This is a genomic window from Neisseria sp. DTU_2021_1001991_1_SI_NGA_ILE_055, assembly GCF_032342915.1.
Classification (GTDB): Bacteria; Pseudomonadota; Gammaproteobacteria; order Burkholderiales; family Neisseriaceae; genus Neisseria.
In genome coordinates this window covers 1,971,514-1,996,781 of sequence record NZ_CP135440.1, presented here as the reverse complement: position 1 = coordinate 1,996,781, position 25,268 = coordinate 1,971,514, and the positions used below count along the sequence as shown (strand labels likewise).

The following is a 25,268-nucleotide window of genomic DNA, read 5'->3' as shown; positions in this document are numbered from 1 at the left end:
GAGACTTTTGCAAAACTCCCCCCTAAATTCCCATCAAGACATTTAGGGGATTTTCCATGAGCACCTTCTTCCAGCAAACCGCACAAGCCATGATTGCCAAACACATCGACTGCTTCCCGCTATTGAAGTTGGATCAGGTGATTGATTGGCAACCGATCGAACAATACCTGAATCGTCAAAAAATCCGTTACCTCCGAGACCACCGCGGCCGTCCCGCCTATCCCCTGTTGTCCATGTTCAAAGCCGTCCTGCTCGGACAATGGCACAGCCTCTCCGATCCCGAACTCGAACACAGCCTCATCACCCGCATCGATTTCAACCTGTTTTGCCGTTTTGACGAACTGAGCATCCCCGATTACAGCACCTTATGCCGCTACCGCAACTGGCTGGCGCAAGACAACACCCTGTCCGAACTACTGGAACTGATCAACCGCCAACTGACCGAAAAAGGCCTAAAAATAGAGAAAGCATCCGCCGCCGTCGTTGATGCCACTATTATTCAGACCGCCGGCAGCAAACAGCGCCAGGCCATAGAAGTCGACGAGGAAGGACAAGTCAGCGGCCAAGCCACACCGAGTAAAGACAGCGATGCCCGTTGGATAAAGAAAAACGGCCTCTACAAACTCGGTTACAAACAACATACCCGTACCGATGCGGAAGGCTATATCGAGAAACTGCACATTACCCCAGCCAATGCCCATGAGTGCAAACACCTGTCGCCTTTGTTGGAAGGTCTGCCCAAAGGTACGACCGTCTATGCCGATAAAGGCTATGACAGTGAGGAAAACCGGCAACATCTGGAAGAGCATCGGTTACAGGACGGCATTATGCGCAAAGCCCACCGCAACCGTCCGCTGACGGAAGCGCAAACCAAACGTAACCGATATTTGTCGAAGACCCGTTATGTGGTCGAACAAAGCTTCGGTACGCTGCACCGTAAATTCCGCTATGCGCGGGCAGCCTATTTCGGGCTGATCAAAGTGAGTGCGCAAAGCCATCTGAAGGCGATGTGTTTGAACCTGTTGAAAGCCGCCAACAGGCTAAGTGTGCCTGTTGCTGCCTAAAAGGCGGCCCGGATGCCTGATTAATCAGGTATCCAAGGGGGATTAAGGGGGGATTTGGGTAGAATCAGTGGATATTTGAAACAAAAACAGCCGAAAATCTTTGTTTGGATCTCGGCTGTCGGAAGGAAAAGAATTTTGCAAAGGTCTCAGATCGATTAAGCAGATATTAAGTCAGTAAATAGAGTAGAAAGCAGTATTTTGTGAAATGCTCTGGCAAAGAATGAAGCAAATTTTGAGCGTAAATGAATCGCTGTAATAAATTATTTTTGAATAAACAAATTTTGTGGATAAATTTGAAGATAAATTTCCATAAAAACATAAAAAGGCCGTCTGAAACTTGATATTCAAAGCATTCAGACGGCCTTTTAAATATTTAAACTGTGGATAACTTTGTGAATAAGTGTGGATTAAAGCTTATGTCCGCACACTGTTTCGTATTGTTTTTCAGTAATCGTGCCGCTCATGACGCTCATTGGGCGGATGCTGGTCGGTGTATAGCTTTGGTTGGAAATCACCCGGCCGTGTTCGTCCATCAGTTGCAGTGCTGCCAAGCGATAGGTTTTGTTTGAGCAATGAATTTCCCAGCTGCCGATGGCCGTTTTATAGGCAGGTGTGTTGACGAAACGTTCCTCTTTCAGTTTGGAAACGGTTTTTTTATCGCGGAAAGTAACCAGTGCGCCATTTCTTTTAATGCTGCTTTTATCAATGGCCACTTTGATATTGCCTTCAGAGATGGTGCCGATGTTGGTCCAGCTGCCACCGCCGCTCGATGTGGTGGTTGTTTCACAGGCACTCAACATCAAAGCCGCAAATACGGTTGCAGCTAGGGAAAAACGTTTGATATTCATAAAACCTCATTATTTACAGAAAGTCAGCCGATATTATCCGTGAAGATGGCATATATCGTAAATCGATTTTGCAAAGTTGAACCTCTGAAAAGAATTTTATGAGAAATACGCTGAAAAGGCCGTCTGAAACCTGTCTTTCAGACGGCCTTGAAGTGTAAAATCATGTATAATTGCAAACAATTTGGTTTTCATCCCATAGGAAGATCCGACATGATTAACCCTATCGCTGCACTTTCCCCATTAGATGGCCGCTATGCCAAATCCGTTGAAGCATTGCGTCCGATTTTCTCCGAATACGGCCTGATGCGTGCACGTGTCAAAGTTGAATTAAACTGGCTCAAAGCCCTTGCCGCCGAGCCTAAGATTGCAGAAGTTCCTGCTTTCAGCGATTTTACGCTTGCTGAAATCGACAAAGTGATCGAAAACTTCTCGCTTGAAGATGCCGCCGCCGTCAAAGCCATTGAGGCGACCACCAATCACGACGTCAAAGCCATCGAATATTGGCTTAAAGAACGCTTCTCCGGCGTGCCTGAAGTGGCTGCTGCCAGCGAATTCATCCACTTTGCCTGCACCAGCGAAGACATCAACAACCTGTCCCACGCTTTAATGTTGCAAGAAGCGCGTGAGACTGTTTTGCTGCCGAAACTGGCCGAAATCATCGAAAAACTGACCGGCATGGCGCATGAGTTGGCTGCCGTCCCTATGATGAGCCGCACGCATGGCCAGCCTGCTACACCAAGCACATTGGGTAAAGAAATCGCCAATGTCGTGTACCGCCTGCAACGCCAGTTTAAAAACCTGCAAGCGCAAGAGTTCCTCGGCAAAATCAATGGCGCAGTCGGCAACTACAATGCCCATATGGTCGCCTATCCCGATGTGGATTGGGAAACCCATTGCCGCAACTTTGTCGAAATCAGCCTCGGCCTGACCTTCAACCCCTACACCATTCAAATCGAGCCGCACGACTATATGGCGGAATTCTTCCAAGCCATCAGCCGTGTCAACACGATTCTGATCGACTTCAACCGCGACGTTTGGGGCTATATTTCTTTGGGTTACTTCAAACAAAAAGTCAAAGCAGGCGAAGTCGGTTCTTCCACCATGCCGCACAAAGTCAACCCGATCGACTTTGAAAACTCTGAAGGCAACCTTGGTATGGCCAATGCCGTATTGGGCTTTTTGTCTGAAAAACTGCCGATTTCCCGTTGGCAGCGCGACCTGACCGACAGCACCGTATTGCGCAATATGGGCGTAGGCGTGGGCTATACCGTATTGGGTTTTGCCGCCCATCTACGCGGTCTGAACAAGCTTGAGCCGAATCCTGCCGCCCTTGCTGCCGATTTGGACGCTACTTGGGAGCTGTTGGCCGAGCCGATTCAAACCGTAATGCGTCGTTACGGCGTAGCCAATCCTTACGAGAAGCTGAAAGACCTGACACGCGGTAAAGACGGCATTACGCCTGAAGTATTGAAATTCTTTATCGAGTCGTTGGAAATTCCGGCAGAAGCCAAAGCCAAATTGCTTGAGCTGACCCCTGCGTTGTATGTGGGCAAAGCCGAAGAGTTGGCAAAACGAATTTGATTTATAAAAAAGCCATTTGAATCTTCAAATGGCTTTTTTTGAATTAAATATATATTATGAAAATAATGAAGGAAGTTTTAAATGTTTAAATACTTTCCAAGTAAGGAAAATTTGATTGTATGGTTACCAATCGGCTTGTTAGTCAGTATATTACATTTTCATGGAAAAATTCCTTTTAAAAATATATTTGATACTTTCATGGGTTTGACTCCAATATATGTATTATTGGCATATCTTCATTTTCTTAGGTTTCTACAATTATGTAATTTTTCGTATCTTGTTTCTATTCAAATAGAGGCAAGGATTATTGATGTTTTAAATAGCATTGTCTCTTTTCTAATCGGATTCTCGATATGTACAAGTTTTTTTATACCCTTTTGGAAAGAAAGTTCTAAAGGATATCTCTTTCTTTTATGTTTTAATATTGCGGTTCTAGTGTTTACGATGCTTCCTATATGCTTGCATTTATGGAAAGAAATTAGAGATAAAAAAATTAAATATATTTTGATATCAGTAATGTATTTAATATTTTCTATTGCATCATTTTATGACATGACTAAATAAATTATAAATTTAAGGCCGTCTGAAATCTTTTTCAGACGGCCTTTTTCGATTCAATCCGTTATTTCACTTTGTCTTTCAATGCGCCGTAGCCAGCAGCGTCCATTTCTTCCAAAGGAATAAATTTCAAACTTGCGCCGTTGATGCAATAGCGCAGGCCGCCTTTGTCTTGCGGGCCATCGGGAAAGACATGTCCCAAGTGCGAATCAGCGGCGTGGCTACGCACTTCGGTGCGGCGCATGTTGTAGCTGAAATCGTCGTGTTCGGTAACGGCGGCGGCGTTAATCGGGCGGGTGAAGCTCGGCCAGCCGCAGCCGGAATCGAATTTGTCGGCGGAAGAAAACAGGGGTTCGCCGCTGACGACGTCTACATAAATGCCGGGTTTGAACAGATGGTCGTATTCGTGGCTGAAGGCATATTCGGTCGCGCTTTTTTGGGTTACTTGGTATTGTTCTTCGGTCAGGATGCGTTTGAGTTCGGCATCGCTGGGTTTTTTATACGTCGCCGCGTCGAAGCCTTTGCCTTGCGGGGCGGCTTTGGTTTTGCCCGGCAGCGGTTCGTCGGCTTTACGGATATCGATGTGGCAATAGCCGTTGGGGTTTTTAATCAGGTAGTCCTGATGGTATTCCTCGGCGTCGTAGAAGTTTTGCAGCGGCTCGTTTTCGACGACGAGGGGCTGTTGGTATTTTTGCTGCTCGCGTTTGAGCGCGGCGGCGATGACGGCTTTTTCGGCGGGATCGGTGTAGTACACGCCGCTGCGGTATTGCGTGCCGGTGTCGTTGCCTTGTTTGTTGAGGCTGGTCGGGTCAACGACGCGGAAATAGTATTGCAGGATGTCGTCTAGGCTGAGTTTGTCGGCATCGTAGGTGACTTTGACGGTCTCGGCATGGCCCGTGTTGCGGTAGGACACATCTTCGTAGCTTGGGTTTTTCGTTTTGCCGTTGGCATAGCCGGATACTGCGTCAACCACGCCGTCTATGCGTTGGAAATAGGCTTCCAAGCCCCAGAAGCAGCCGCCGGCGAGGTAGATGGTGCGCGTATTCATGATTTTTGAATCCTTTTTCTGTGTGTCGGGTTTGTAGAACGAATTTTTCAGACGGCCTAAATCGGCATTCGGGTCGCGGATTAACGCCAATGCCTGCGCTTCGTTGATGCTGCCTTTGACGATGCGCTGCACGTCGCCGTCTTTACCGATTAACGCCCAAGAAGGGTAAACACTGATATTCAGGCTTTGGGCGATGGTGCCGCCGTTGTCGGTCACGACGGGCAGCTTGGGATAGTTCAGACCGGCATACCATTTTTGGAAGTCGCCGTCTTTTTTCTCGTGTAGAAAACCGGGCGAGGCAACGGTAATCAGGTTGGCAGAACTGAATTTTGTATCTTGCGCCCATTTTTCGGTTTGTCCCAGTTCGGACAAACACAAAGGACACCAACTTGCCCAAAATTTAATCAGGGTTGGTTTGTCTTTTTTCAGATAAACACTGGCAGGGCGGTTGTCAGGAGTTTTCAACGAGGACAATGCCTGCGGTACAGTTGCGGCTTCGGTATCCATCATTTTGGATGAGCAGGCACCCAGCGCAAGCAGGCAGCCGAACTTGGCACAAAGGGAAAAGAAGGTACGGGGTTTCATCTCTATGTTTCCTGTATGGATGGTTTGTCTCGTTAGACGTTGGAAATGCCAAAACCTGACAACCTTGATTTTCAGACGACCTTGCCACGTAAAATACGCTACAATACTCCCTATTTCAAGTTTCTAAAATTAAAAGGAAAATTTAATGTTCAGCTTCTTCCGTCGCAAGAAAAAACAGGAAACTCCGGCTCCTGAGGAGGCTCAAGTTCAGGAAACCGCAGCAAAAGTAGAATCTGAAGTTGCTCAAGTAGTTGAAAATATTAAAGAAGATGCCGAATCTTTAGCGGAAAGCGTCAAAGGGCATATTGAATCAGTTGTCGAATCGGCTGTTGAAACTGTCAGCGAAACCGTCGAGCAGGTGCGGGAAACTTTGACCGAAACGCCGTCTGAAACAGTCGAAAAAGTGGAAGAACACGTTGAAGCGGCAAAAGAAACGGCCGTTGAAACCGTCAGCGAGGCTGTTGAACAGGTTCAAGAAACCGTTGCCGAGATGCCGTCTGAAGCGGCTGAGGCTGTTGAGGAAGCAGCAGAACAGGCTGAGGCGGCAAAAGAAACGGCTATTAAAACCGTCAGCGAAGCTGTTGAACAGGTTCAAGAAACCGTTGCCGAGATGCCGTCTGAAGTAGCTGAGGCTGCTGAAGAAGCAGCAGGACAGGCCGAAGCAGTCAAAGAAGAAGCTGTTGAAGCATTTAGCGAAGCTGTCGAGCAAGTTCAAGAAACCGTTGCGGAAAAACCGGTTGAAGCCCCTGCTCCGGTGGAAGAACCCAAGCTCAGTTGGGCTGCGCGTTTGAAACAAGGCTTGACCAAATCGCGTGACAAAATGGCGAAATCGCTGGCCGGCGTGTTCGGCGGCGGACAAATCGACGAGGATTTGTACGAAGAGCTGGAAACCGTGCTGATTACCAGCGATATGGGCATGGAAGCCACCGAATACTTGATGAAAGACGTGCGCGACCGTGTCAGCCTTAAAGGCCTCAAAGACGGCAACGAATTGCGCGGCGCGCTGAAAGATGCGCTGTACGACTTGATTAAGCCTCTGGAAAAACCTTTGGTCTTGCCGGAAACCAAGGAGCCTTTCGTGATTATGCTTGCCGGTATCAACGGCGCAGGCAAAACCACATCTATCGGCAAATTGGCCAAATACTTCCAAGCGCAGGGCAAATCTGTGCTGTTGGCGGCAGGCGATACTTTCCGTGCCGCCGCGCGTGAGCAGCTTCAAGCTTGGGGCGAGCGCAACAATGTAACCGTGATTTCGCAAACCACAGGCGATTCCGCAGCCGTTTGTTTCGATGCTGTCCAAGCCGCCAAAGCACGTGGCATAGACATTGTGCTTGCCGATACAGCCGGCCGTCTGCCGACGCAGCTTCATTTGATGGAAGAAATCAAAAAAGTGAAACGCGTGTTGCAAAAAGCCATGCCTGATGCGCCACATGAAATCATCGTCGTGCTTGATGCCAACATCGGTCAAAACGCCGTCAACCAAGTGAAAGCCTTTGACGAAGCATTGGGTTTGACCGGCCTGATCGTCACCAAGCTAGACGGTACGGCCAAAGGCGGTATCCTTGCCGCCCTTGCCTCTGACCGCCCAGTTCCTGTCCGCTATATCGGCGTAGGCGAAGGCATCGACGATTTACGTCCGTTTAATGCCAAAGCGTTTGTGGATGCCCTATTGGATTAAACAGATAGGCTGAGGCTTTGTGAACGCAGTTTGCGGGGGATTTCTGAGCCGTATTTTGAAAGACTCCGTATTTGGTTGATACCAGCCAAACAGGCTGTTAAAAAGGCCGTCTGAAACCTAAAATTAGGTTTCAGACGGCCTTTATTTTATTCGCAGGTTCAGTTTTTCCGTGCAGTAACAAACTCTGCCAGTTGGCGCAGGCGCAGGGCTTTGCCGCCGAATGGCTCGATTAGGGCAACGGCTTCTGCAATCAGCGTTTCTGCGTAAGTACGCGCGGCGTGCAGGCCCATCAGTTTGACGTAGGTCGGTTTGTCGTTGTCCGAGTCTTTGCCGGCGGTTTTGCCCAAGGTGGCGGTATCGGCTTCGCAGTCCAATACATCGTCGATCACTTGGAAAGCCAGGCCCAATTTGGCGGCGTAGTAGTCTAAGGTTTGGATTTGCGCCGGTGTTAAGTCCGGGCAGGAAAGTGCGCCTAAGGCCACGGCCGCGCGGATGAGTGCGCCGGTCTTGAGGCTGTGCATCTGTTCCAGTTCGGCCTGATTCATGGCTTTGCCGACATTGGCCAGGTCGATGGCTTGTCCGCCCGCCATGCCGAGGCTGCCGGATGCCTGGGCCAGTGTGGACAACATGGCAAGCTGGCGTTCGGCAGGCAGGCCTGTCGGACGGCTCAATACATCAAAGGCTTGGGTTTGCAGCGCATCGCCGACCAAAAGGGCGGTGGCTTCATCGTATTGCACATGGCAGGTCGGTTTGCCGCGGCGCAGGCTGTCGTTGTCCATCGCCGGCATATCGTCGTGAACCAGCGAATAGACGTGCACCATTTCAATAGCCGCCATCGCCTGCTCGACGGCATTTTGGTTTGCTTCGCCCAATTCGGACGCGGCAAGCACCAAGAGCGGGCGCAGCCGTTTGCCGCCGCCGAGGGTAACGTAACGCATGGCTTCGTGCAGCGTGTGCGGCACTTGGCTTTCAGACGGCAAGAAATGCGCCAGCAGCAATTCGGTTTGCGCTTGGGCTTTTTGCTGCCATGTTTTAAGTTCATTCGCCGGGTTCAAGGTTTAACTCCTTCAGTTCGCCGGCATCCAAGACTTGCAGTTTCTGCTCGACTTCCGCCAATTTGGTTTGGCAGTATCTGACCAATTCGTTGCCTTCCTGATAGGCGGCCAGGGCGTCTTCCAGTGGCATTTCGCTGCTTTGCATGGCCTGGGTCAGGGTTTCGAGGCGGGATAAGGCTTCTTCAAAGGATTGGGGGGCGTTTTTTTTCATGGTTTGAAATGATGGGCAGAAAAGGGGAATTGTAGCATTTTTAGATGATGAAGGCCGTCTGAACAGGGATGAAAACGAAATCAAAGATTTCTGTTTCTGCGTTCAGACGGCCTTTTTTCAAACGGAATAACGTTATCAGCCCGGTAAAACGGCTTTTTGATAGTTGAGCGCGATAAACTGCTTCTCGGCATCCAATTCAGTGATTTTGAACAATGCCTGCGATTTGGGCAGCGCGTCAAACGGAATACCGGTCGCGCGCGTTACCAGCGGCAGCCCCTCAATGCGGACGAGGTCTTCTTTGAGGATGGTGGCCGTCAGCTCGCTCGTACCTTGCTGTTGCAGGTAGACGAGGCTCCAGTAGGCTTCCATTTGGCGTTGGAAGTCGGCGTAGGCTGTATAGGCGGCATCGAAGTCGCGCAGCGCGGCGAAAAGCTCGGCATCGCTGTTTTGATACAGCGGCTCGGCAGTGTCGTCAATCAGGCTGATCAGTTGCTTTTGGTTGATGTAGTCGGCGGCGCGGCGTAGCGGTGAGGTAAACCAGCCGTAATGCTGCACGCCCATGCCGATGTGCGGCTCGGATTTGGTACTCATGCGCACTTTGCCTGCCGGTTGGACGCGGAAAAGGCCGGGCAGCTCGTTTTCGTCCAGCATTTGCGCCCAAGTGCTGTTGGCAAGAATCATCATCTCGCTGACCAGCGTATCGATGGGCGAACCGCGTTCGCGGCGGACGACGGATACGTTGCCTTCCTCATCCAATTCGATGCTGTAATCGTATTGCGGCGCGCGGTCGGGTTCGTATTTGCCGCGCGCTTTTTGCAGGGCGATGGCGAATTGATAGAACCAAATCAGGTCTTGATGGTGGGCAAACATCATTTCGCCGGCTTCGTCCAAGCCGGTTTCGGCGTTGAAATGCGGCTCGATGGCTTGAATGCGCAGGTTTTCGGCGATGTTGACGGCTTCAATTTTGCAGGTTGGTGCGCCGATGTTGAACTCGCTGTCCACATCGAAATAAATGCTGACGGCAGGGCGGTACGCGCCTGCATCAAGGCTGAACGCGGCAATCCAGTTTTCGGGCAGCATGGTGATTTTGCCGCCGGGGAAATAAACCGTGCTCAAGCGTTCCATGATGTTTTTTTCCATTTTGTCGCCCGGTTTAACGGCAAGCGACGGCGCGGCGATGTGGATGCCGACGCGTTTCATGCCGTTGCCCAAGTCGGTCAGGCTCAAAGCATCATCGACTTCGGTGGTCGATTCGTCGTCAATGGAAAAGGCGGTAACATCGGCTTTGGGCAGATCGGGCATTTCAGGAAGCGGAAGATCGGGGAAACCTGTTCCTTTGGGGAAGTATTTGATTTCAAATCCGTCTTGCAGGTATTGCGGAATGGATGTAATGCCGCCCGTTTTTTTTGCCAATTCGTAGGCGGAGGTTTTCAGCGCGTCGGCAGCTTTGGTAAAGGCTTTGTAGGTCAGCGACTGCTTGTCGGGCGCGTGCAGGATGGTTTTCAAATCCGCCGCGATTTCAGACGGCATCTCGCCGCGTTTCAAGGCTTCCGCCCAAGCGTCGATTTGCGCGTCTTGCTGTTTTTTGCGTTCGATGGCGGCAAGCGCTTGTTTCAAAGTTTCTTCAGGCGCGGCTTTGAACACACCTTTGGCTTTTTTGTAGAAATACATCGGCGCGGCGTAAAGCGCAATCAAAGTTGCCGCCAGCTCGGTTTTGGTCGGTGCATGGCCGTAATATTCTTCGGCAATCGCTTCGGCGGTAAACTCCTCTTCGCCGCATACTTCCCACAATAAATCGGTGTCGATGTCCGCCACCTGCGCCTGCGCGTTCTCCAAAAACGCCGCCATATCGCCGTCAAACTCGGCAAAGACATTGTTTGCCTTCACTTTGGTGCGTTTGCCGTGTTGGGTATCGACTTGGTAGGTGGCGTCGTTTTTTTGGACGATGGAGGCAACTTTGAATTGGCCGGACTCTTCGTAAAAGATATTCATTTTTTTAGGATTTTATGATTTGTAGGAAACGCGTGATTTTAGCAGATTTGCACAAGAAAGGCCGTCTGAAAAACATACTTTCAGACGGCCTGTTCAAACGGCGGATGATTAATACTGATATGCCGCCAGTTTGCGTTTGATTTCAGGCAGGGCGGCGCGTGCGGCCTGTTCGCCCAATTGGATGGCGCGTTGTTTTTGGTCGAAACCGCCAACCGAACCCAGCTCCAAAACCTGCGGTTTGATGACCACATTGGCTTGGCCCAATTCTTGGTGTAAGGCGGTTTGACTCATTACGTTGAAGGTTTGGTCAAGATAGGAGAACATGCCTTGGCTGACGTTTTTGGCCGGACGGGCGGAAATATCGACGGCAATGATGAAGTTTGCCCCCAGTTTTTTCGCCGCGCTGACCGGTACGGGCTGAGACAGGCCGCCATCCACATATTTGCGGCTGCCGATAACGACAGGTTGGAACACGTTCGGAATCGAAGCAGAAGCGCGGACGGCCTGTCCGGCATTGCCTACGTTGAACACCACCGGTTTGCCGCTTTCAAAATCGGTCGCAACCGCGGCAAATTTGATGGGGAACTGCTGCATCGGGCGGTTGCCGACTTTGCGGTTGATGTAGTTTTGCAGTTTTTCGCCTTTGATAAAGCCGCTGGTGGACAAGGTCAAATCCACCAAATCGGTTTTACCCAAAATTTCCGCTTCCAATTCGAGGCGGTCGGGCGACATTCCCGAAGCGTACATACTGCCGACAATCGAGCCTGCGGATGTGCCGGTAACGATTTTGATCGGAATATTGTTTTCTTTCAAAACCTTAATAATCCCGATATGGGCAAAACCTTTGGATGCGCCGCCGCCCAAAGCCAGCGCAACCGTGGCTTTCGGTTTGGGTGCAGTATGAGAAACCGTATTTTGACCCTGCGTAGAAGGTTTGGATTGCGGCGCGTTGCCGCTCGGACAGGCAGCCAATACCAAGACGGACGAAGCGGCTAAAAACGTTTTGAATGTGGAAAAAAGTTTATTCATGTTCAGACAGCCTTTAATATGTCGAAAGGGTTATTTTACTCTGAAATTAAGTCGAAAGGCCGTCTGAAATTAGGATTCAGACGGCCTTTTAAATCCGGCTTAAGCCAATTCGAGCTGTTTTTCCAAACTTTCGACCAGCTGGTCGTCCAAATTCAAAGCTTGGGACAAACGGCTCAGGAACACGATTTCCTTGCGCGACAAGTCTGCGCAGACCAATCGGGCCGCCAGATAAGTTTCGGCTGCCAAAGCCTCGTCATTGCCGACAGAAGCGGCAATTTGCTCGATAGAGGCCGGTTGTGCATATTCCGCCTGCAGCCATGCCGCCGTTTCCGCATCGCTGCCACTTTCACGCTCAATGGCCGCGCGTTCCGCATCGTCAATCAGGCCGTCCGAAGCCGCCGCCGCAATCATTGTTTGCAAAATCACACGGCTGTGGTTTTCACCAATCAGGCCGGCAGGTTGGAACGCACTTTGCGGCAATTCGTCCTGCTGGCGGTTTTGTTTCCAGTTTTGATAGCCTTTATAAGCCAGAAAACCCAAAGCGGCAACCGAGCCGGCCTTGACCAGCTTCTTTGCGTTTTTCTTTTTCAACAGCATCGATGCCAAAGCACCCGTCAGCGCGCCGCCGCCGAAAGAATTGAGCGGGCTTTCCGCCACCGCTTTGCCGCCTTTTTGAGCCGCACCCAAAACCTGATTGAGCAACTGACTGAAATCCATAAAAAAATCTCCTGAAAACCAACACATTGCAAATATAGAGTAGAAACACCCAAAAACCAAGCCAAAGAAAGTTAAAAGGTGCAAACAAGTTTTCAGACGGCCATAGCCGACTTTCGGTACAATCACACCATTCCAAACAATAAACCCCATCATGACCGATACCGCCCAAATCATTACCAGCTATGGCCGCCGCTATATTGTCCGCACCCCTGACGGCCAAACATATGACGCTACCACCCGCAAAAAACGCGTCGATTTCGCCTGCGGCGACCAAGTCCGCATCAGCCCCATCAACGGCGAACAAGTCGTGATTGAAGACTACCTCCCGCGCGAAAGCCTGCTCTACCGCCAAGACGCGTGGAAAACCAAACTGATTGCCGCCAATGTTACCCAACTGCTCATCGTAACCGCCGCCAGCCCCTCACCCAGCGAAGCCCTGTTGCAACGCGCCCTCCTCGCAGCCGAAGCGGCCGGCATTAACGCCGTCATCGTCCTCAACAAAGCCGACCTCCCCGAAACCGCCCAATGGCGCGAGAAACTCAAATTCTACGAAACCCTCGGCTACCCCGTGGTCGAAACCAACGCATTGGAAAACGCCGACATCCTGCGTCCCATTTTAGAAGGGCAAACCAACATCCTGCTCGGACAAAGCGGCATGGGCAAGTCCACCCTGACCAACTCCCTACTCGGCAACCAAGCCGCCCGAACCGGCGACATTTCCACCGCGCTCGATTCCGGCAAACACACTACCACCCACGCCCAACTGTACGATTTAGACGCAGAAACCCGACTCATCGATTCCCCCGGCCTGCAAGAATTCGGCCTGCACCATCTCCAAGCTGCCGATTTATTACAATACTTCCCCGACCTGCGCCACCTTATCGGCCAGTGCCGTTTCCACAACTGCACCCACCGCGCTGAACCCGGCTGCGCCGTCAAAGCCGCTGCCGAATCAGGCGAAGCCAAACCCGAGCGTATTGAGTTTCTGCAACGCGTTACCGATGAATTGTTGAGATAAAGTTTGAGTGGAAATAAGCGTTTGGATAAATAAAAAGGCCGTCTGAAACTTTCAGACGGCCTTTTGTTGAAGTATAACCAAATTTACCTTTCAACCAGTATCGGTACCTTAGCGGGAAAGAGACGGTGCTTTTCGTGGCGGATTGATCATGAGAAGAACGGCTTCTTCAATTTGTTTGCCCTCCCGATCATGGAGCTCTACCGGAAACTTCAGACGCAATACTGTCACAATAGCGCCAACCGATAAGCCTGCATCATTAAGCAACTCAATTTCTTTAAGTACCGGAGCGGAAAGGTTTAACATGGTTTCTCCTTATGGTTTGGCTAAGCCTTAGCCCACTTTATCCCCGGGCTGCGCGCCTGCGTCAACGTCGAGGAGCTTCAGTTTGCCCTCTGCCGTGGCGGCGGAGAGGATCATGCCTTCGGATACGCCGAATTTTGCCATTTTGCGCGGGGCGAAGTTGGCGACGGCGATGACCATGCGGCCATTCAATTCGGCAGGATTTGGGTAAGACGCGGCGATGCCGGAGAAGATGATGCGTTTTTCAAAACCGAAATCGAGGTCGAATTTTAAGAGTTTGGTGCTGCCTTCGACGGCTTCGCAGTTCAATACTTTGGCGACGCGCATGTCGATTTTCATAAAGTCGTCGAAGCTTGCCTGTTCGGCAACTTTTTCGTATTTACTTTCTTCGGCGGCAGGCGCGGCGGCGGCGATGCTTTGTTTGTTGGCTTCGATCAAATCGTCCACTTGTTTTTGCTCCACTCGTTGCATGAGATGTTCGTACTTGTTGATGGCGTGTTCGCCCAAGGTTTCGCGTGTATTTGCCCAAGTGATGGCTTCCAAATTCAGGAATTTGGCGGCGTTTTCGGCCACTTTCGGCAATACGGGGGCGAGGTAGGCGGTCAGCATGGTAAAGGCGTTGATGAGCTCGCTGCATACTTCATGCAGGCGTGCGTCTTGGCCTTCTTGTTTCGCCAGTTCCCACGGTTTGTTGGCATCAACGTATTCGTTGACAATGTCTGCCAAGGCCATGATGTCGCGCAGGGCTTTGGCGTATTCGCGGCTTTCGTAGCATTCGGCAATGGCTTCGCTTTGCGCAGTCAGTTTTGCCAGCAATTCGCTGTCGGCAACGTCTTTCAGACGACCTTCAAAACGTTTGGCGATGAAACCTGATGCGCGGGCGGCGATGTTGACGTATTTGCCGACGAGGTCGCTGTTGACGCGGCTGATAAAGTCTTGCAGGTTCAAATCGATGTCTTCGATTTTGCTGTTGAGTTTGGCGGCGATGTAGTAGCGCATCCACTCGGGGTTCAGGCCTTGTTCCAGATAGGATTTGGCGGTAATGAAGGTGCCGCGCGATTTGGACATTTTTTGTCCGTCCACGGTCAGGAAGCCGTGTGCGTACACGCCGGTCGGGGTGCGGTGGCCGGAGAAATGCAGCATGGCAGGCCAGAACAGGGCGTGGAAATAGAGGATGTCTTTGCCGATGAAGTGGTACATCTCGGTTTGGCTGTCGGCTTTGAAGTATTCGTCGAAATCGATGCCGATGCGGTCGCACAGGTTTTTAAACGAGGCCATGTAGCCGACGGGCGCATCCAGCCAAACGTAGAAATATTTGCCCGGTGCGTCGGGGATTTCGAAACCGAAATACGGCGCGTCGCGGGAGATGTCCCAGTCGGAAAGCGTGGTTTCTTCGCCTTCGCCCAGCCATTCTTTCATTTTGTTGAGGGCTTCGGCTTGCAGATGGGGCTTGCCGTCGTGCGGGTTGTTGCCGGAAGTCCATGCTTTGAGGAAGTCGGCGCATTCGCCCAGTTTGAAGAAGAAGTGTTCGGATTCGCGCAATTCGGGTTTGGCACCGGAAACGGCGGAATATGGATTAATCAGTTCGGTCGGGGAATAGGTCGTGCCGCAAACTTCGCAGTTGTCGCCGTATTGGTCTTGGGCGTGGCATTTGGGGCATTCGCCTTTGACGAAGCGGTCGGGCAGGAACATTTGTTTTTCAGGGTCGAAAAGCTGCTCGATGACGCGGCTCTCAATCTTACCGTTGGCTTTCAATGCGCGGTAAATATCTTGGGAAAACTGTTTGTTTTCAGGGGAATGGGTACTGTAATAATTATCGTAGCCGATGCCGAAACCGGTAAAGTCGGCGAGGTGCTCTTCGCGCACTTTGGCAATCATGTCTTCAGGCGCGATGCCTTGTTTTTGCGCGGCCAGCATCACGGGCGTGCCGTGGGTGTCGTCGGCGCAGCAGTAGTAGCATTCGTGGCCGCGCAGTTTTTGGAAGCGTACCCAAACGTCGGTTTGAATGTGTTCGACCATGTGGCCGAGGTGGATGCTGCCGTTGGCATACGGCAGCGCGGAAGTGACAAGGATTTTGCGTGTCATGGTTTGTGCTTTTAAAAACAATGGATAAAGATGTCGGGAATTATACCGCAAAACAATACGCAAAGGCCGTCTGAAACCCGATTGCCGGTGTTTCAGACGGCCTTTTATTTATCGGCTGCGTATGGAATCAACCGCGTACACGTTCGATTTTTGCGCCTACGCCGCCGAGTTTTTTCTCGATGTATTCATAGCCGCGGTCGAGGTGGTAGATGCGTTCGACGATGGTTTCGCCATCTGCGACCAAACCGGCCATGACGAGGCTGGCGGAGGCGCGCAGGTCGGTTGCCATCACAACGGCGCCGGAGAGTTTTTCCACGCCTTTGATGTAGGCGGTGTTGCCTTCGGTGGTGATGTCTGCGCCCATACGGTTGAGTTCGGGAACATGCATGAAGCGGTTTTCAAAAATGGTTTCCACCACGCGGCTGCTGCCTTCGGCAATGGCGTTCATGGCCATAAACTGCGCCTGCATGTCGGTTGGGAAGCCTGGGTGGACGACGGTGCGGATGTCCACGGCTTTGGGGCGTTGTTGCATGTCGATGGAAATCCAGTTGTCGCCTGCTTCGATGATGGCGCCTGCTTCGGTCAGTTTGTTTAGCACGACTTCCATGGTTTTGGGGGCGGCATTGCGCAGGACGACTTTGCCGCCGGTCATGGCGACGGCGCAGAGGAAGGTACCGGCTTCGATACGGTCGGGAACGACGCTGTGTTCGCAGCCGTGCAGCTCTTTTACGCCTTCGATGGTCATGGTTGCTGTACCGATGCCGCTGATTTTTGCGCCCATTTTGACGAGGCATTCGGCCAAATCGACGACTTCGGGCTCGATGGCGCAGTTTTCGAGGATGGTGGTGCCTTCGGCGAGTGTGGCCGCCATCAGCAGGTTTTCGGTACCGCCTACGGTTACGACGTCCATGGTGACGCGTGTGCCTTTCAGACGGCCTTTGGCTTTGACGTAACCGTGTTCGATGGTGATTTCCGCACCCATGGTTTCGAGGCCTTTGAGGTGTTGGTCAACCGGGCGCGAACCGATGGCGCAGCCGCCGGGCAGGCTGACTTGGGCTTCGCCGAAACGGGCGAGGGTCGGGCCTAAAACCAAGATGGATGCGCGCATGGTTTTCACCAGTTCGTAAGGTGCGCAGGTGTTGTTGACCGTGCCGCCGTTGATTTCAAATTCGGAAATGTTGTCGGTCAAAACGCGTGCGCCCATGCCTTGCAGCAGTTTTTGGGTAGTTTTGACGTCGGCGAGCATGGGTACGTTTTTCAGGCGTAAAGTGCCGGAAGTCAGCAGGCCGGCACACATCAGCGGCAGGGCGGCGTTTTTCGCGCCGGATACGGTGATTTCGCCGTTGAGGGGGCCGTTGGCAGAGATTTTGAGTTTGTCCACAGGATGTCTTTCGTTATTTGTCTGCACGACTTATGCCGCACAAATGAAATGAGATGGGTAATAAACCATCAATTATAAGGGATTATGCCCTTGCTGTTAGATTTGGCAGTATTAAATTTTCACAAGGTTTGTTTACGTTGCGAAAGGATAAGATTTCAGGCCGTCTGAATGGTTCAGACGGCCTGTTTGCCAAGGTTTATTTTTTGGCTTTGAAGCCTAAGAGGTGTTGCGTGGTGGCCAGCCATGCGCCGAATACGCCCAGCGCGATGACGAAGCCGAATACCAGCGACACTTCGCTAAATGTGAAGAAACGCCAGCCGATGTTCAGACCGTAGGGTTTGAAAATCGCGTCCACCAGCGGCCGTACTTCGGCCAAAAGCCAGGCCGACAAGCCCAAGCTGACGGCGGCAGAGAAAATACTCTGCCACATTGCCTGATAAAGGAAAGGACGGCGGATGAAGGAAGCGGGCGCACCCAATAGCTTGGTGATTTCCAGCTCTTCCTTGCGGCTGAGGATTTGCAGGCGGATGGTGTTGTGTGCCACCAAGACAAAGGCCATGCCCAATGTCAGCGAGAGGAACCACAAAATCTTGCGGATAAATTCGTTAATACGATACAGGGTTTGTACCCATTCCGTATCCATGGTTGCCGATTCGACGCGCGGCAGCTTGGTAATGTCTTTATAGATGGCCTGCATCTGATCCGGAGAAGTGGCAGGGTCGGGCGTAACGATAAAGACGTCGGGCAACGGGTTGCCATCGAGCATGGAAACGAGGTTTTGGTCGAGATTGGTCTGCAATTCTTCCAAACCTTCCTGCTTGCTGATGAAGCGGACTTTATCGATACGGCTGTCGCGTTGGAGCAGGTTTTTCACCGTATCGGCATCAGAACTTGCCGCATCGGTGTCCATATAGACCGTAATTTGCGGCGACTCGTTGAGTTTGCCCAACACGCTTTGTCCGCTTTGGATACCCAAATACATAAACAGCGGCAAGGTCATGGCAACGGCAAGCATGAGCAGGGTCAGCAGCGTGCCGATGGGTTGGCGCAGAAGCTCTTTGAGCGCGGCGCGCGCCGATTCGACGTGTAACGAGATGTAGTGAATCATGCTCATGCGAGGCGTCCTTTCTGTAGGCGCAAGACGCGATGGCCGTAATCCGCCATCAGTGTTTCATCGTGCGCCGCCACGATCACGGTCGTGCCTGCTTCATGGAAGGTTTTAAACAATTCCATAATATCCAGCGCGTAGGCGCGGTCAAGACTGGCGGACGGCTCGTCGGCAATCAGCAGGCTGGGTTGGTGAACCACTGCACGCGCGATGCACAAACGCTGCTGTTCGCCGCCGGACAAAGTGATGGGCATATCGTTTTCGCGGCCTTTCAAGCCGACTTTCTCAATCGCAATACGCGCACGCTCTTCCGCTTTGCGCGGCTGATAGCCGCTAATCCGCAAAGGCAGGATAACGTTTTGCAAGACATTGCGGTCGTAGAGGATTTTGTGGTCTTGGAAGACAATGCCGATATGTTGGCGCATAAAGCCGATCTGATTGTCGCTCAAGGTGCCGAGGTCTTGGTTGTTGAACCAAACCTTGCCTTTGGTAGGCTTGGTAATGCCTGAAATCAGCTTCAAAATGGTGGATTTGCCCGAGCCTGAATGGCCGGCGATAAAAATCATCTCACCTTTGTTAATCTGGAAACTGACATTTTTCAGGGCTTCGAAACCGCCGGGATAGGTTTTGGAAACTTGTTCGAAACGGATCATGGGTTTTCCTGAAAATAGGGATTCAGACGGCCGGCGTCATCGATAGGCAACATGCCGTCTGAAAAAATGGGGATATTCACAGATTATAAATATTTCGGCTGCTTTTTGATAGTGAAACCCCGGTTCTGCCGGCGGATACACTGCCGGTTTGCAACACAAAACAACATGGTTTGAAAAAAGGCCGCCTGAACGGTTGGGTTTCAGACGGCCTCGGTATCAGCATAGGTTAAGCACCCTATCCGCTGTTTTATTTACATTTTGTTTTGGCCAAATTCACGGCGGCAGTCAGGCTTTTTTCGTTGACTTCTCCGGTGATGGTTTGTTTGTAGCCGCATTTCGGCGCTTCAACGACAGTGAAAGGCAATACGCCGACGTTGTTGCCGTGGGCTTTCATGAAGTTGCGGCTGTTGGCGCCGGTGTAACGCCAAATCGGGTAGCTGACCGGCGTTTGTTTCAGGAATTTGCCGATATTGTCGGTCGTATCCAGTGCGATGCCGACCATATCGACGCTGCCTTTTTTCTGCGCTTTGTACCATGCGGACATGGCAGGCATTTCTTTACGGCAGGGGCCGCACCAGGTTGCCCAAAGGTTGACCACGCGCACGGGGGCTTTGAGCGATTCTAGGCTTTGCGGTTTGTTGTCCTGCCAACCTGCCGTTTCATCGGCGGCAAAGACCGGTGCAGCGGTAAAAACGGCGGCGGACAAGAGAAGGGCGGTTAAGGCTTTCATGGTTGTATCCTTGAGGTTGCCAATCGAAATTGGGTTTATTGTAAAACGGTTTAGTGGGTATGCCTACCGATTCGTATCAAGATATCAAGTAAAAAGTTTGAGTAAAAATCAGTTGCAGACGATAATAACCGCCATCATTGAATGATTTTGCAATAATACGGAGAGTTTCATGCCGTCTGAATTCACACTTTATCACAACCCGCGTTGCAGCAAATCGCGTGCCGCGCTGGCTTTGCTCGAAGAAAAAGGCGTTGCCGCCGACGTGGTCAAATATCTGGATACCGCGCCCGATTTGGCGACTTTGCAGGATATGTTTGCCAAACTCGGTATCGAATCGGTGCGCGGCATGATGCGCACGAAAGACGATTTGTACAAAGAATTGGGTTTGGACAATCCCGATTTGGACAATGCCGCTCTGCTTCAGGCAATCGCCGAACACCCCGCCCTGCTCGAGCGTCCCGTTTTGGTAACGCCTACGCGCGCAGCCATCGGCCGTCCGTTGGAAAACATTGCCGCCCTACTCGGCTGATAGGGTTGGATAAGGCCGTCTGAAGATGATTTCCCTGCTTAAAAGCCGCAATGGCCTGCGATATTACCTGTTTCGCGGCCTTGCTTTGAGCGTTTTGCTGGTGTGCGGTATTTTTTTGAGCGGCACATGGCAGATTTACCGGACAGGTTCGCACACCTTGCCGAAGGACGCTCATGCCGATGCGGCGGTGGTGTTGGGTGCGGCGGCGTGGGACAAACGCCCGTCGCCGGTATTCCGTGAGCGCATCAACCACGCCATCACGCTCTACCAAAGCCATCGGGTTGGCAAAATCATTTTCACCGGCGGCACGCCCAAAAAGGGATTCATGACCGAAGCCGAAGTGGGGCGCCGATACGCGCTCAAGCAGGGCATACCGGCGCACAATATCCTGTTTGAAAACACTTCGCGCAACACTTACGAAAACCTGCGCAATATCGTCCCCATCATGCACGCCAACGGAGTCGGCAGCATTATCGTTGTCAGCGACCCGTATCATTTGGCGCGCGCAGAAGAAATGGCCGCCGATTTGGGCTTGTCGGACGCGCAGTTCTCCGCCACCCCGACCACGCGCTTTGACGAGCGCAACAAGAAAGCCAAGTTCCTGATGCAGGAGAGCTATTCCTTGTTTCTCTACCGTATCGGCAAATGGAGCGATGCGGTTTGGAATTGGATAGGTGGTTGAGCCTTCGGTAATCCATGTTAAAAGGCCATCTGAATCCTTTTAGGTTTCAGACGGCCTAAATGTATGCTTACTTATTGATATTGATTTGCAGCTGCACTGCCAAAAATGACTACAGCTACAGCCAGTACCAGATAGATGACAAACAGAATCAAGGCAGCCTTGAAATAATTGGCTTTATTCGGATTGGTGTTTGAGCCGAATGCCCATACAAGCGTCATAACTATATTGACTAGCGGAATCATCAAAATCAAGTTTGTTAGCAACCATTCTTTGATGCTGACGACCGGAGCCTGAGGCTGGTCGATTTGGTTTTGTCCGTTCATACGTACCCAGTAATTTTGTTGAAAGAACAGTAATTATACTCATTAAATCTTTATCGGCATAGCATGTTCAGGCCGTCTGAATCTTCAGACGGCCTGAGCCTATGATTTTTGCAGCCGCTATTTCAATCGGATGTAAAACGTACCGTCCGGCATGACGGGCAGGTATTTGCGGTAGAAGTCCAGATAGGTCTTGTTTGGGTCTATGTCGGCAAACTGCTGCGGATACAGGGTTTTGGCGATAAATTGCGCGCTGGCCAAATCGGTGAGCGAGCGGGAGGCGGTGTGGTAGATGCCGTAAACGCGTTTGTTTTTGACGGCAGGAATGTCTGCCCAGCCTTTGCGTTTGACAAATCCGGCCAGGCGGCGTTGCGCATCGGCCTGGCTGATGCCTATGCCCATCGCCATAATGTCAGGCTTGTCTTTATGGCCGTTTTCCGTCCCCGAAATGACGATGACGTCGGGTTTGGCCGTCAGGAATTTTTCAGGGTTTACCGGTCCCCAGTTTTTAACGTAAGGCGCGGCGATATTGTTGCCACCTGCTGTGTCGGCAATCGCGCCCCACATATCTTTGCCGAAGGTGTAGCTGTATTCGGACGGGCCTTTGTCGCCGAACTCGATATAGATTTTCGGTTTGGACTGCTTGGCGCGCGCGACGCGTTTTTGGATGTCGGCAATGCCTCGGGCGTATTCGGCGGCAATTTTTTGGGCGCGCGCCTGCGTACCGTTGAGTTCGCCGAAAATTTCCGCACTGCGCGTGTGCCGCGCGACGGTTTCGGCGTTGAAATCGACCACGACGACGGGTATGCCTGCCGCTTCGATACGCGGCAGGTGGGTGGCGACGGCCTTATACTGCCAGTCGGCCAGAATCAATACGTCCGGCTTGAGCGCGAGCGTTTTCTCCAGTGAAAACGTGCCGGTGTTGATGTTGCCGATGTCCGCAATGTTTTGCAGCGTAGGCAGCTTCTGTTTGAACATCGCCCAGCTGCCGGGATTGAATTTCTCCCAAAACTCACGCGAAATGCCGATGACGTTTTTAAATTTGTCCGCGCCCGTTACCGCGATATAGTCGGGGTAGTAAAACGCCAAAACCGCGCGTTTGACAGGGACATCGACTTTGACTTCGCGTCCCAATACGTCTTTGATAGTTTTGATTTCGGCTTGGGCAAAAAGGGGCAGGAGGGCGAGGGCGGCAAATAAAGCGCGTTTGTTCATGAGCGGATACTTTCAAAGAAATGATTATCATTTGTTTTGTTTTTAGGAGAAAAGTTCCCAGACGGTCCTTCTGCGCCGACATTATTTTCAGACGGCCTTACATTGTTTAAACCTTGCCGAAAAAGTAAAATAACCGTTTTAAAAGATTTTGGAGCCATCATGACCGTCAAAACCCGTTTCGCCCCCAGCCCCACCGGCTACCTGCACATCGGCGGCGTACGCACCGCCTTGTTTTCATGGGCGTTTGCCCGCCATCATAAAGGCGAGTTCCTATTGCGTATCGAAGACACCGACTTGGCGCGCTCTACTGCCGAATCCGTCAACATCATCCTCGACGGCATGAAATGGGTCGGCCTGGACTACGACAACGCCGACAACGTCGTGTATCAAACCCGCCGTTTCGATCGCTATAAAGAAGTCATTGCCGAACTTTTAGAAAAAGGCCATGCCTACTACTGCTATTGCAGCAAAGAAGAGCTGGAAGCCATGCGCGAGAAAGCCGAAAAAGAAGGCACGGCGACTTACGACCGCCGCTGGCGTCCGGAAGAAGGCAAAACCCTGCCAGAAAACCCTGCCGACGTGCAACCCGTCGTCCGCTTCAAAACACCTTTGGACGGCGTGACCAAATGGACGGACTTGGTCAAAGGTGAAATCTCCATTCCCAATGAAGCGCTTGACGACCTGATTATTGCCCGCGCCGACGGCACACCGACCTACAACTTCTGCGTTGTCGTGGATGACTACGACATGGGTGTTACCCACGTTATCCGCGGCGACGACCATGTGAACAACACCCCGAAACAAATCAACATCTTAAAAGCCATTGGCGCCACCCTGCCCGAATACGGCCACCTGCCCATGATTCTTAACGAACAAGGCAAAAAAATCTCCAAACGCAGCGGTGATACCGTTGCCATTACCGACTTCGGCGCAATGGGCATCCTGCCCGAAGCCATGCTCAACTATTTGGCACGCTTGGGCTGGGCGCACGGCGACGACGAATTCTTCACAATGGAACAATTCATCGAATGGTTTGATTTGAAAGACGTTTCCCCGTCTCCAAGCCGTATGGACTTGAAGAAACTCTACTGGATCAACGGCGAACACATCAAAATCACGCCCAACGAAAAACTGGCTGAACTCGTTAAACCCCGCCTCGCCCTGCGCGATATCCATGAAACCAGCAAGCCTGCTTTGGAAGACGTGTTGGCATTGGTCAAAGACCGCGCCCAAGACCTGAACACCCTCGCCGACGAGTGCCTCTACTTCTACGTCAAACAAACGCCTGCCGAAGCAGATGTGCAGAAACACTGGGACGATGAAGCTGCTGCCCGTATGCTGCGCTTTGCCGAACGCCTCGAAGGGCTGGAAGACTGGAACGCCGAAGCCATCCACGACCTCTTTAAACCTTTCTGCGACGAAGAAGGCATCAAAATGGGCAAACTCGGTATGCCTCTGCGCCTCGCGGTCTGCGGTACGGCGAAAACCCCAAGCGTCGATGCCGTATTGGCATTAATCGGCAAAGAAGAAGTGTTGAAACGGATTCGTTCGTAAGGCATGAATGATAAAAGGCCGTCTGAAATGTTTCAGACGGCCTTTTTATTTTGAACAGGATTTATTTATTCTTCTTCGTTCGGTTTGTTTTTATCTTTTTTGCGCCATAGGCCTTTAAACAATGCGCCTGCTGCAACAGCACCGAAAATAATCAGTTTGCCGAATTTAGCCAGTAATGCGCCGGCCAAGGCCAATAATCCCAGTTTTTTTGCAGCGATACCGCCAACCAAGGCAGCCAGTCCGTATTCGGCCACTTTGTCGGTTGCGGCATTGAAATCGCTGTAACGCTTGCCTTCATTGAATTCGATATTACCCAACAATTCTTGCACAATAGGTTTGTATTGATCTATGCTTTTCAAATCGGTGATCATAGTCAATTCAATATAGCCTTCGCGTCCCAGCTGGAAAGTATTGTAGTTGATGGTAGGATTGGGGTCGGGTTCGTTTTTATTCAGAATGTCAATCGACCAAATCAGACGATGGGTCTTTGCATCATATTGCGGTTTTTCTACCCAGCCGCGTGTTTCTATTTCCGGTATGTTGCGGGAGGCTCGCTCTTTGTTTTGTTCCTCGGTGCCTTCTTTCAGCTGCTCGAGCATGGCTTCAACATCCCATTCTTTGGCATCATCATCTTTGATGTAGCCGGAATCGGTAAAGGTCAGGTCTACTATCCAATTGGTGTCACCGTCCTCGTTTTCCGACTCGGGGAGAATCAGGCCGTAGCGGTTGGGATCTGTGGCGTTGCCTGCTTCCCTCATCATGGCGTTGGCGCGATTTTTTTTCACAAAGACCATTTTTGCAGGCAGTTTCAGTTTGGCCTGATTGCCCAAATCAACGGTTGCCGGGCCTTGGACGATCTGGTCGTCAACATAGTTTGTGGCAGAATCCGGAGCTTGTTGCGCTTCTTGCTCAGATGCCTCAACGGCAGAAGCAGTGTCAGCTTTGGCAGCAGACGCAGGTAAGGTTTGGATAGATAAGAGGGCGGCCAAAACAGCGTAGGCGAGACGGTTGCTTTTCATCATAGGGTTCTCATGAAAGAAGAATTAAAAAAGATGCAGACAGCCGCAACACCATATGCTCCGGCATGACTAAAGGGTAAATTTTACAATAAATAAATCATATTTACATATCTAAATATGACTGTAATTTAAAAAATACAGGAAAGTTTTTTGAGGGGAGGCAAAGTAATCGTTTTGAAATTTAAAAAGGCCGTCTGAAAATTTTCAGACGGCCTTTTCTAATAAAACCAGAAAATAATGGAATAAGGCGGAGAATATGAGAAAATAATAGCCGCCTGCCTGTCACAACTGCTGATCGAATTAACTTT

At 51.3% G+C, this 25,268-nt stretch carries 23 protein-coding genes; 7 read left to right on the top strand and 16 right to left on the bottom strand.

What is annotated here, in order from left to right; translation table 11 throughout:
* The first annotated feature begins 56 nt into the window (after positions 1-56).
* A complete protein-coding gene (locus RRV97_RS09300) occupies positions 57-1,064 on the top strand; it encodes an IS5 family transposase (RefSeq protein WP_315611360.1) in 1,008 nt (335 codons plus the stop codon).
* 407 nt (positions 1,065-1,471) lie between these two features.
* On the opposite strand, the gene RRV97_RS09295 is transcribed toward RRV97_RS09300, so the two are convergent.
* Entirely contained in the window at positions 1,472-1,912 is a 441-nt protein-coding gene (locus tag RRV97_RS09295) for a surface-adhesin E family protein (protein WP_049323011.1), read from the bottom strand.
* A gap of 210 nt (positions 1,913-2,122) precedes the next feature.
* Here RRV97_RS09295 and purB point away from each other — a divergent pair, with 210 nt between their 5' ends.
* Entirely contained in the window at positions 2,123-3,493 is a 1,371-nt protein-coding gene (gene purB, locus RRV97_RS09290; protein ID WP_070837262.1) for an adenylosuccinate lyase, read from the top strand.
* Between the two features lie 622 nt (positions 3,494-4,115).
* Here the strand turns inward: purB and msrAB are convergent.
* Entirely contained in the window at positions 4,116-5,684 is a 1,569-nt protein-coding gene (gene msrAB, locus RRV97_RS09285; protein ID WP_315611359.1) for a bifunctional peptide-methionine (S)-S-oxide reductase MsrA/peptide-methionine (R)-S-oxide reductase MsrB, read from the bottom strand.
* Positions 5,685-5,829: 145 nt separating this feature from the next.
* Here msrAB and ftsY point away from each other — a divergent pair, with 145 nt between their 5' ends.
* Entirely contained in the window at positions 5,830-7,362 is a 1,533-nt protein-coding gene (gene ftsY / locus RRV97_RS09280) for a signal recognition particle-docking protein FtsY (RefSeq protein ID WP_315611358.1), read from the top strand.
* 158 nt (positions 7,363-7,520) lie between these two features.
* Here ftsY and RRV97_RS09275 read toward each other — a convergent pair whose 3' ends face one another.
* From RRV97_RS09275 to RRV97_RS09255, 5 genes are all read right to left on the bottom strand, one after another.
* The gene (locus RRV97_RS09275) at positions 7,521-8,417 is read right to left on the bottom strand and encodes a farnesyl diphosphate synthase (RefSeq protein WP_315611357.1); all 897 of its coding nucleotides are present in this window, start codon (positions 8,415-8,417) and stop codon (positions 7,521-7,523) included.
* Positions 8,401-8,628 carry an exodeoxyribonuclease VII small subunit gene (locus RRV97_RS09270; protein ID WP_003681131.1) on the bottom strand — a complete coding sequence of 76 codons (228 nt, stop codon included), beginning with the start codon at positions 8,626-8,628 and terminating at the stop codon, positions 8,401-8,403. Before RRV97_RS09270 ends, RRV97_RS09275 begins: the two co-directional genes overlap by 17 nt.
* Before the next feature lie 135 nt (positions 8,629-8,763).
* On the bottom strand, positions 8,764-10,620 hold the full coding sequence (locus RRV97_RS09265; protein ID WP_315611356.1) for a ribonuclease catalytic domain-containing protein: 1,857 nt from the start codon (positions 10,618-10,620) through the stop codon (positions 8,764-8,766).
* Between the two features lie 108 nt (positions 10,621-10,728).
* Positions 10,729-11,649 carry a patatin-like phospholipase family protein gene (locus tag RRV97_RS09260; RefSeq protein WP_049333053.1) on the bottom strand — a complete coding sequence of 307 codons (921 nt, stop codon included), beginning with the start codon at positions 11,647-11,649 and terminating at the stop codon, positions 10,729-10,731.
* A gap of 99 nt (positions 11,650-11,748) precedes the next feature.
* On the bottom strand, positions 11,749-12,366 hold the full coding sequence (locus RRV97_RS09255) for a tellurite resistance TerB family protein (RefSeq protein ID WP_315611355.1): 618 nt from the start codon (positions 12,364-12,366) through the stop codon (positions 11,749-11,751).
* Positions 12,367-12,517: 151 nt separating this feature from the next.
* Here RRV97_RS09255 and rsgA point away from each other — a divergent pair, with 151 nt between their 5' ends.
* Entirely contained in the window at positions 12,518-13,384 is an 867-nt protein-coding gene (gene rsgA, locus RRV97_RS09250; RefSeq protein WP_315611354.1) for a ribosome small subunit-dependent GTPase A, read from the top strand.
* Positions 13,385-13,492: 108 nt separating this feature from the next.
* Here the strand turns inward: rsgA and RRV97_RS09245 are convergent, their stop codons facing one another.
* From RRV97_RS09245 to RRV97_RS09220, 6 genes are all read right to left on the bottom strand, one after another.
* Entirely contained in the window at positions 13,493-13,687 is a 195-nt protein-coding gene (locus RRV97_RS09245; protein WP_315611353.1) for a virulence regulator, read from the bottom strand.
* A gap of 27 nt (positions 13,688-13,714) precedes the next feature.
* A complete protein-coding gene (metG, locus tag RRV97_RS09240) occupies positions 13,715-15,769 on the bottom strand; it encodes a methionine--tRNA ligase (RefSeq protein WP_315611352.1) in 2,055 nt (684 codons plus the stop codon).
* Between the two features lie 127 nt (positions 15,770-15,896).
* Positions 15,897-17,150 (bottom strand): UDP-N-acetylglucosamine 1-carboxyvinyltransferase, encoded by a 1,254-nt coding sequence (gene murA / locus RRV97_RS09235; RefSeq protein ID WP_070814733.1) that lies wholly within the window; start codon positions 17,148-17,150, stop codon positions 15,897-15,899.
* A gap of 196 nt (positions 17,151-17,346) precedes the next feature.
* Positions 17,347-18,264, bottom strand: a complete 918-nt coding sequence (gene ftsX, locus RRV97_RS09230; RefSeq protein WP_003747810.1) for a permease-like cell division protein FtsX — start codon at positions 18,262-18,264, stop codon at positions 17,347-17,349.
* Positions 18,261-18,911, bottom strand: a complete 651-nt coding sequence (gene ftsE, locus RRV97_RS09225) for a cell division ATP-binding protein FtsE (RefSeq protein ID WP_003681151.1) — start codon at positions 18,909-18,911, stop codon at positions 18,261-18,263. The genes ftsX and ftsE overlap by 4 nt, the downstream gene beginning before the upstream one ends.
* A 247-nt stretch (positions 18,912-19,158) precedes the next feature.
* Positions 19,159-19,641, bottom strand: a complete 483-nt coding sequence (locus RRV97_RS09220; RefSeq protein ID WP_315611351.1) for a TlpA disulfide reductase family protein — start codon at positions 19,639-19,641, stop codon at positions 19,159-19,161.
* Between the two features lie 169 nt (positions 19,642-19,810).
* Here RRV97_RS09220 and arsC point away from each other — a divergent pair, with 169 nt between their 5' ends.
* Positions 19,811-20,170: an arsenate reductase (glutaredoxin) gene (gene arsC / locus RRV97_RS09215; RefSeq protein ID WP_004519164.1), complete on the top strand. Its 360-nt coding sequence runs from the start codon at positions 19,811-19,813 to the stop codon at positions 20,168-20,170.
* A 25-nt stretch (positions 20,171-20,195) separates the two neighbouring features.
* A complete protein-coding gene (locus tag RRV97_RS09210) occupies positions 20,196-20,852 on the top strand; it encodes a YdcF family protein (protein ID WP_049323693.1) in 657 nt (218 codons plus the stop codon).
* Positions 20,853-20,923: 71 nt separating this feature from the next.
* On the opposite strand, the gene RRV97_RS09205 is transcribed toward RRV97_RS09210, so the two are convergent.
* Positions 20,924-21,175: a hypothetical protein gene (locus RRV97_RS09205; protein WP_070826712.1), complete on the bottom strand. Its 252-nt coding sequence runs from the start codon at positions 21,173-21,175 to the stop codon at positions 20,924-20,926.
* A gap of 117 nt (positions 21,176-21,292) precedes the next feature.
* Positions 21,293-22,387, bottom strand: a complete 1,095-nt coding sequence (locus tag RRV97_RS09200) for an ABC transporter substrate-binding protein (protein ID WP_315611350.1) — start codon at positions 22,385-22,387, stop codon at positions 21,293-21,295.
* Between the two features lie 159 nt (positions 22,388-22,546).
* Between RRV97_RS09200 and gltX the strand changes: the two genes are divergently transcribed.
* On the top strand, positions 22,547-23,941 hold the full coding sequence (gene gltX / locus RRV97_RS09195) for a glutamate--tRNA ligase (protein ID WP_315611349.1): 1,395 nt from the start codon (positions 22,547-22,549) through the stop codon (positions 23,939-23,941).
* A 65-nt stretch (positions 23,942-24,006) separates the two neighbouring features.
* Here gltX and RRV97_RS09190 read toward each other — a convergent pair whose 3' ends face one another.
* Entirely contained in the window at positions 24,007-24,963 is a 957-nt protein-coding gene (locus tag RRV97_RS09190; RefSeq protein WP_314595051.1) for a DUF2167 domain-containing protein, read from the bottom strand.
* Positions 24,964-25,268 lie beyond the last annotated feature (305 nt).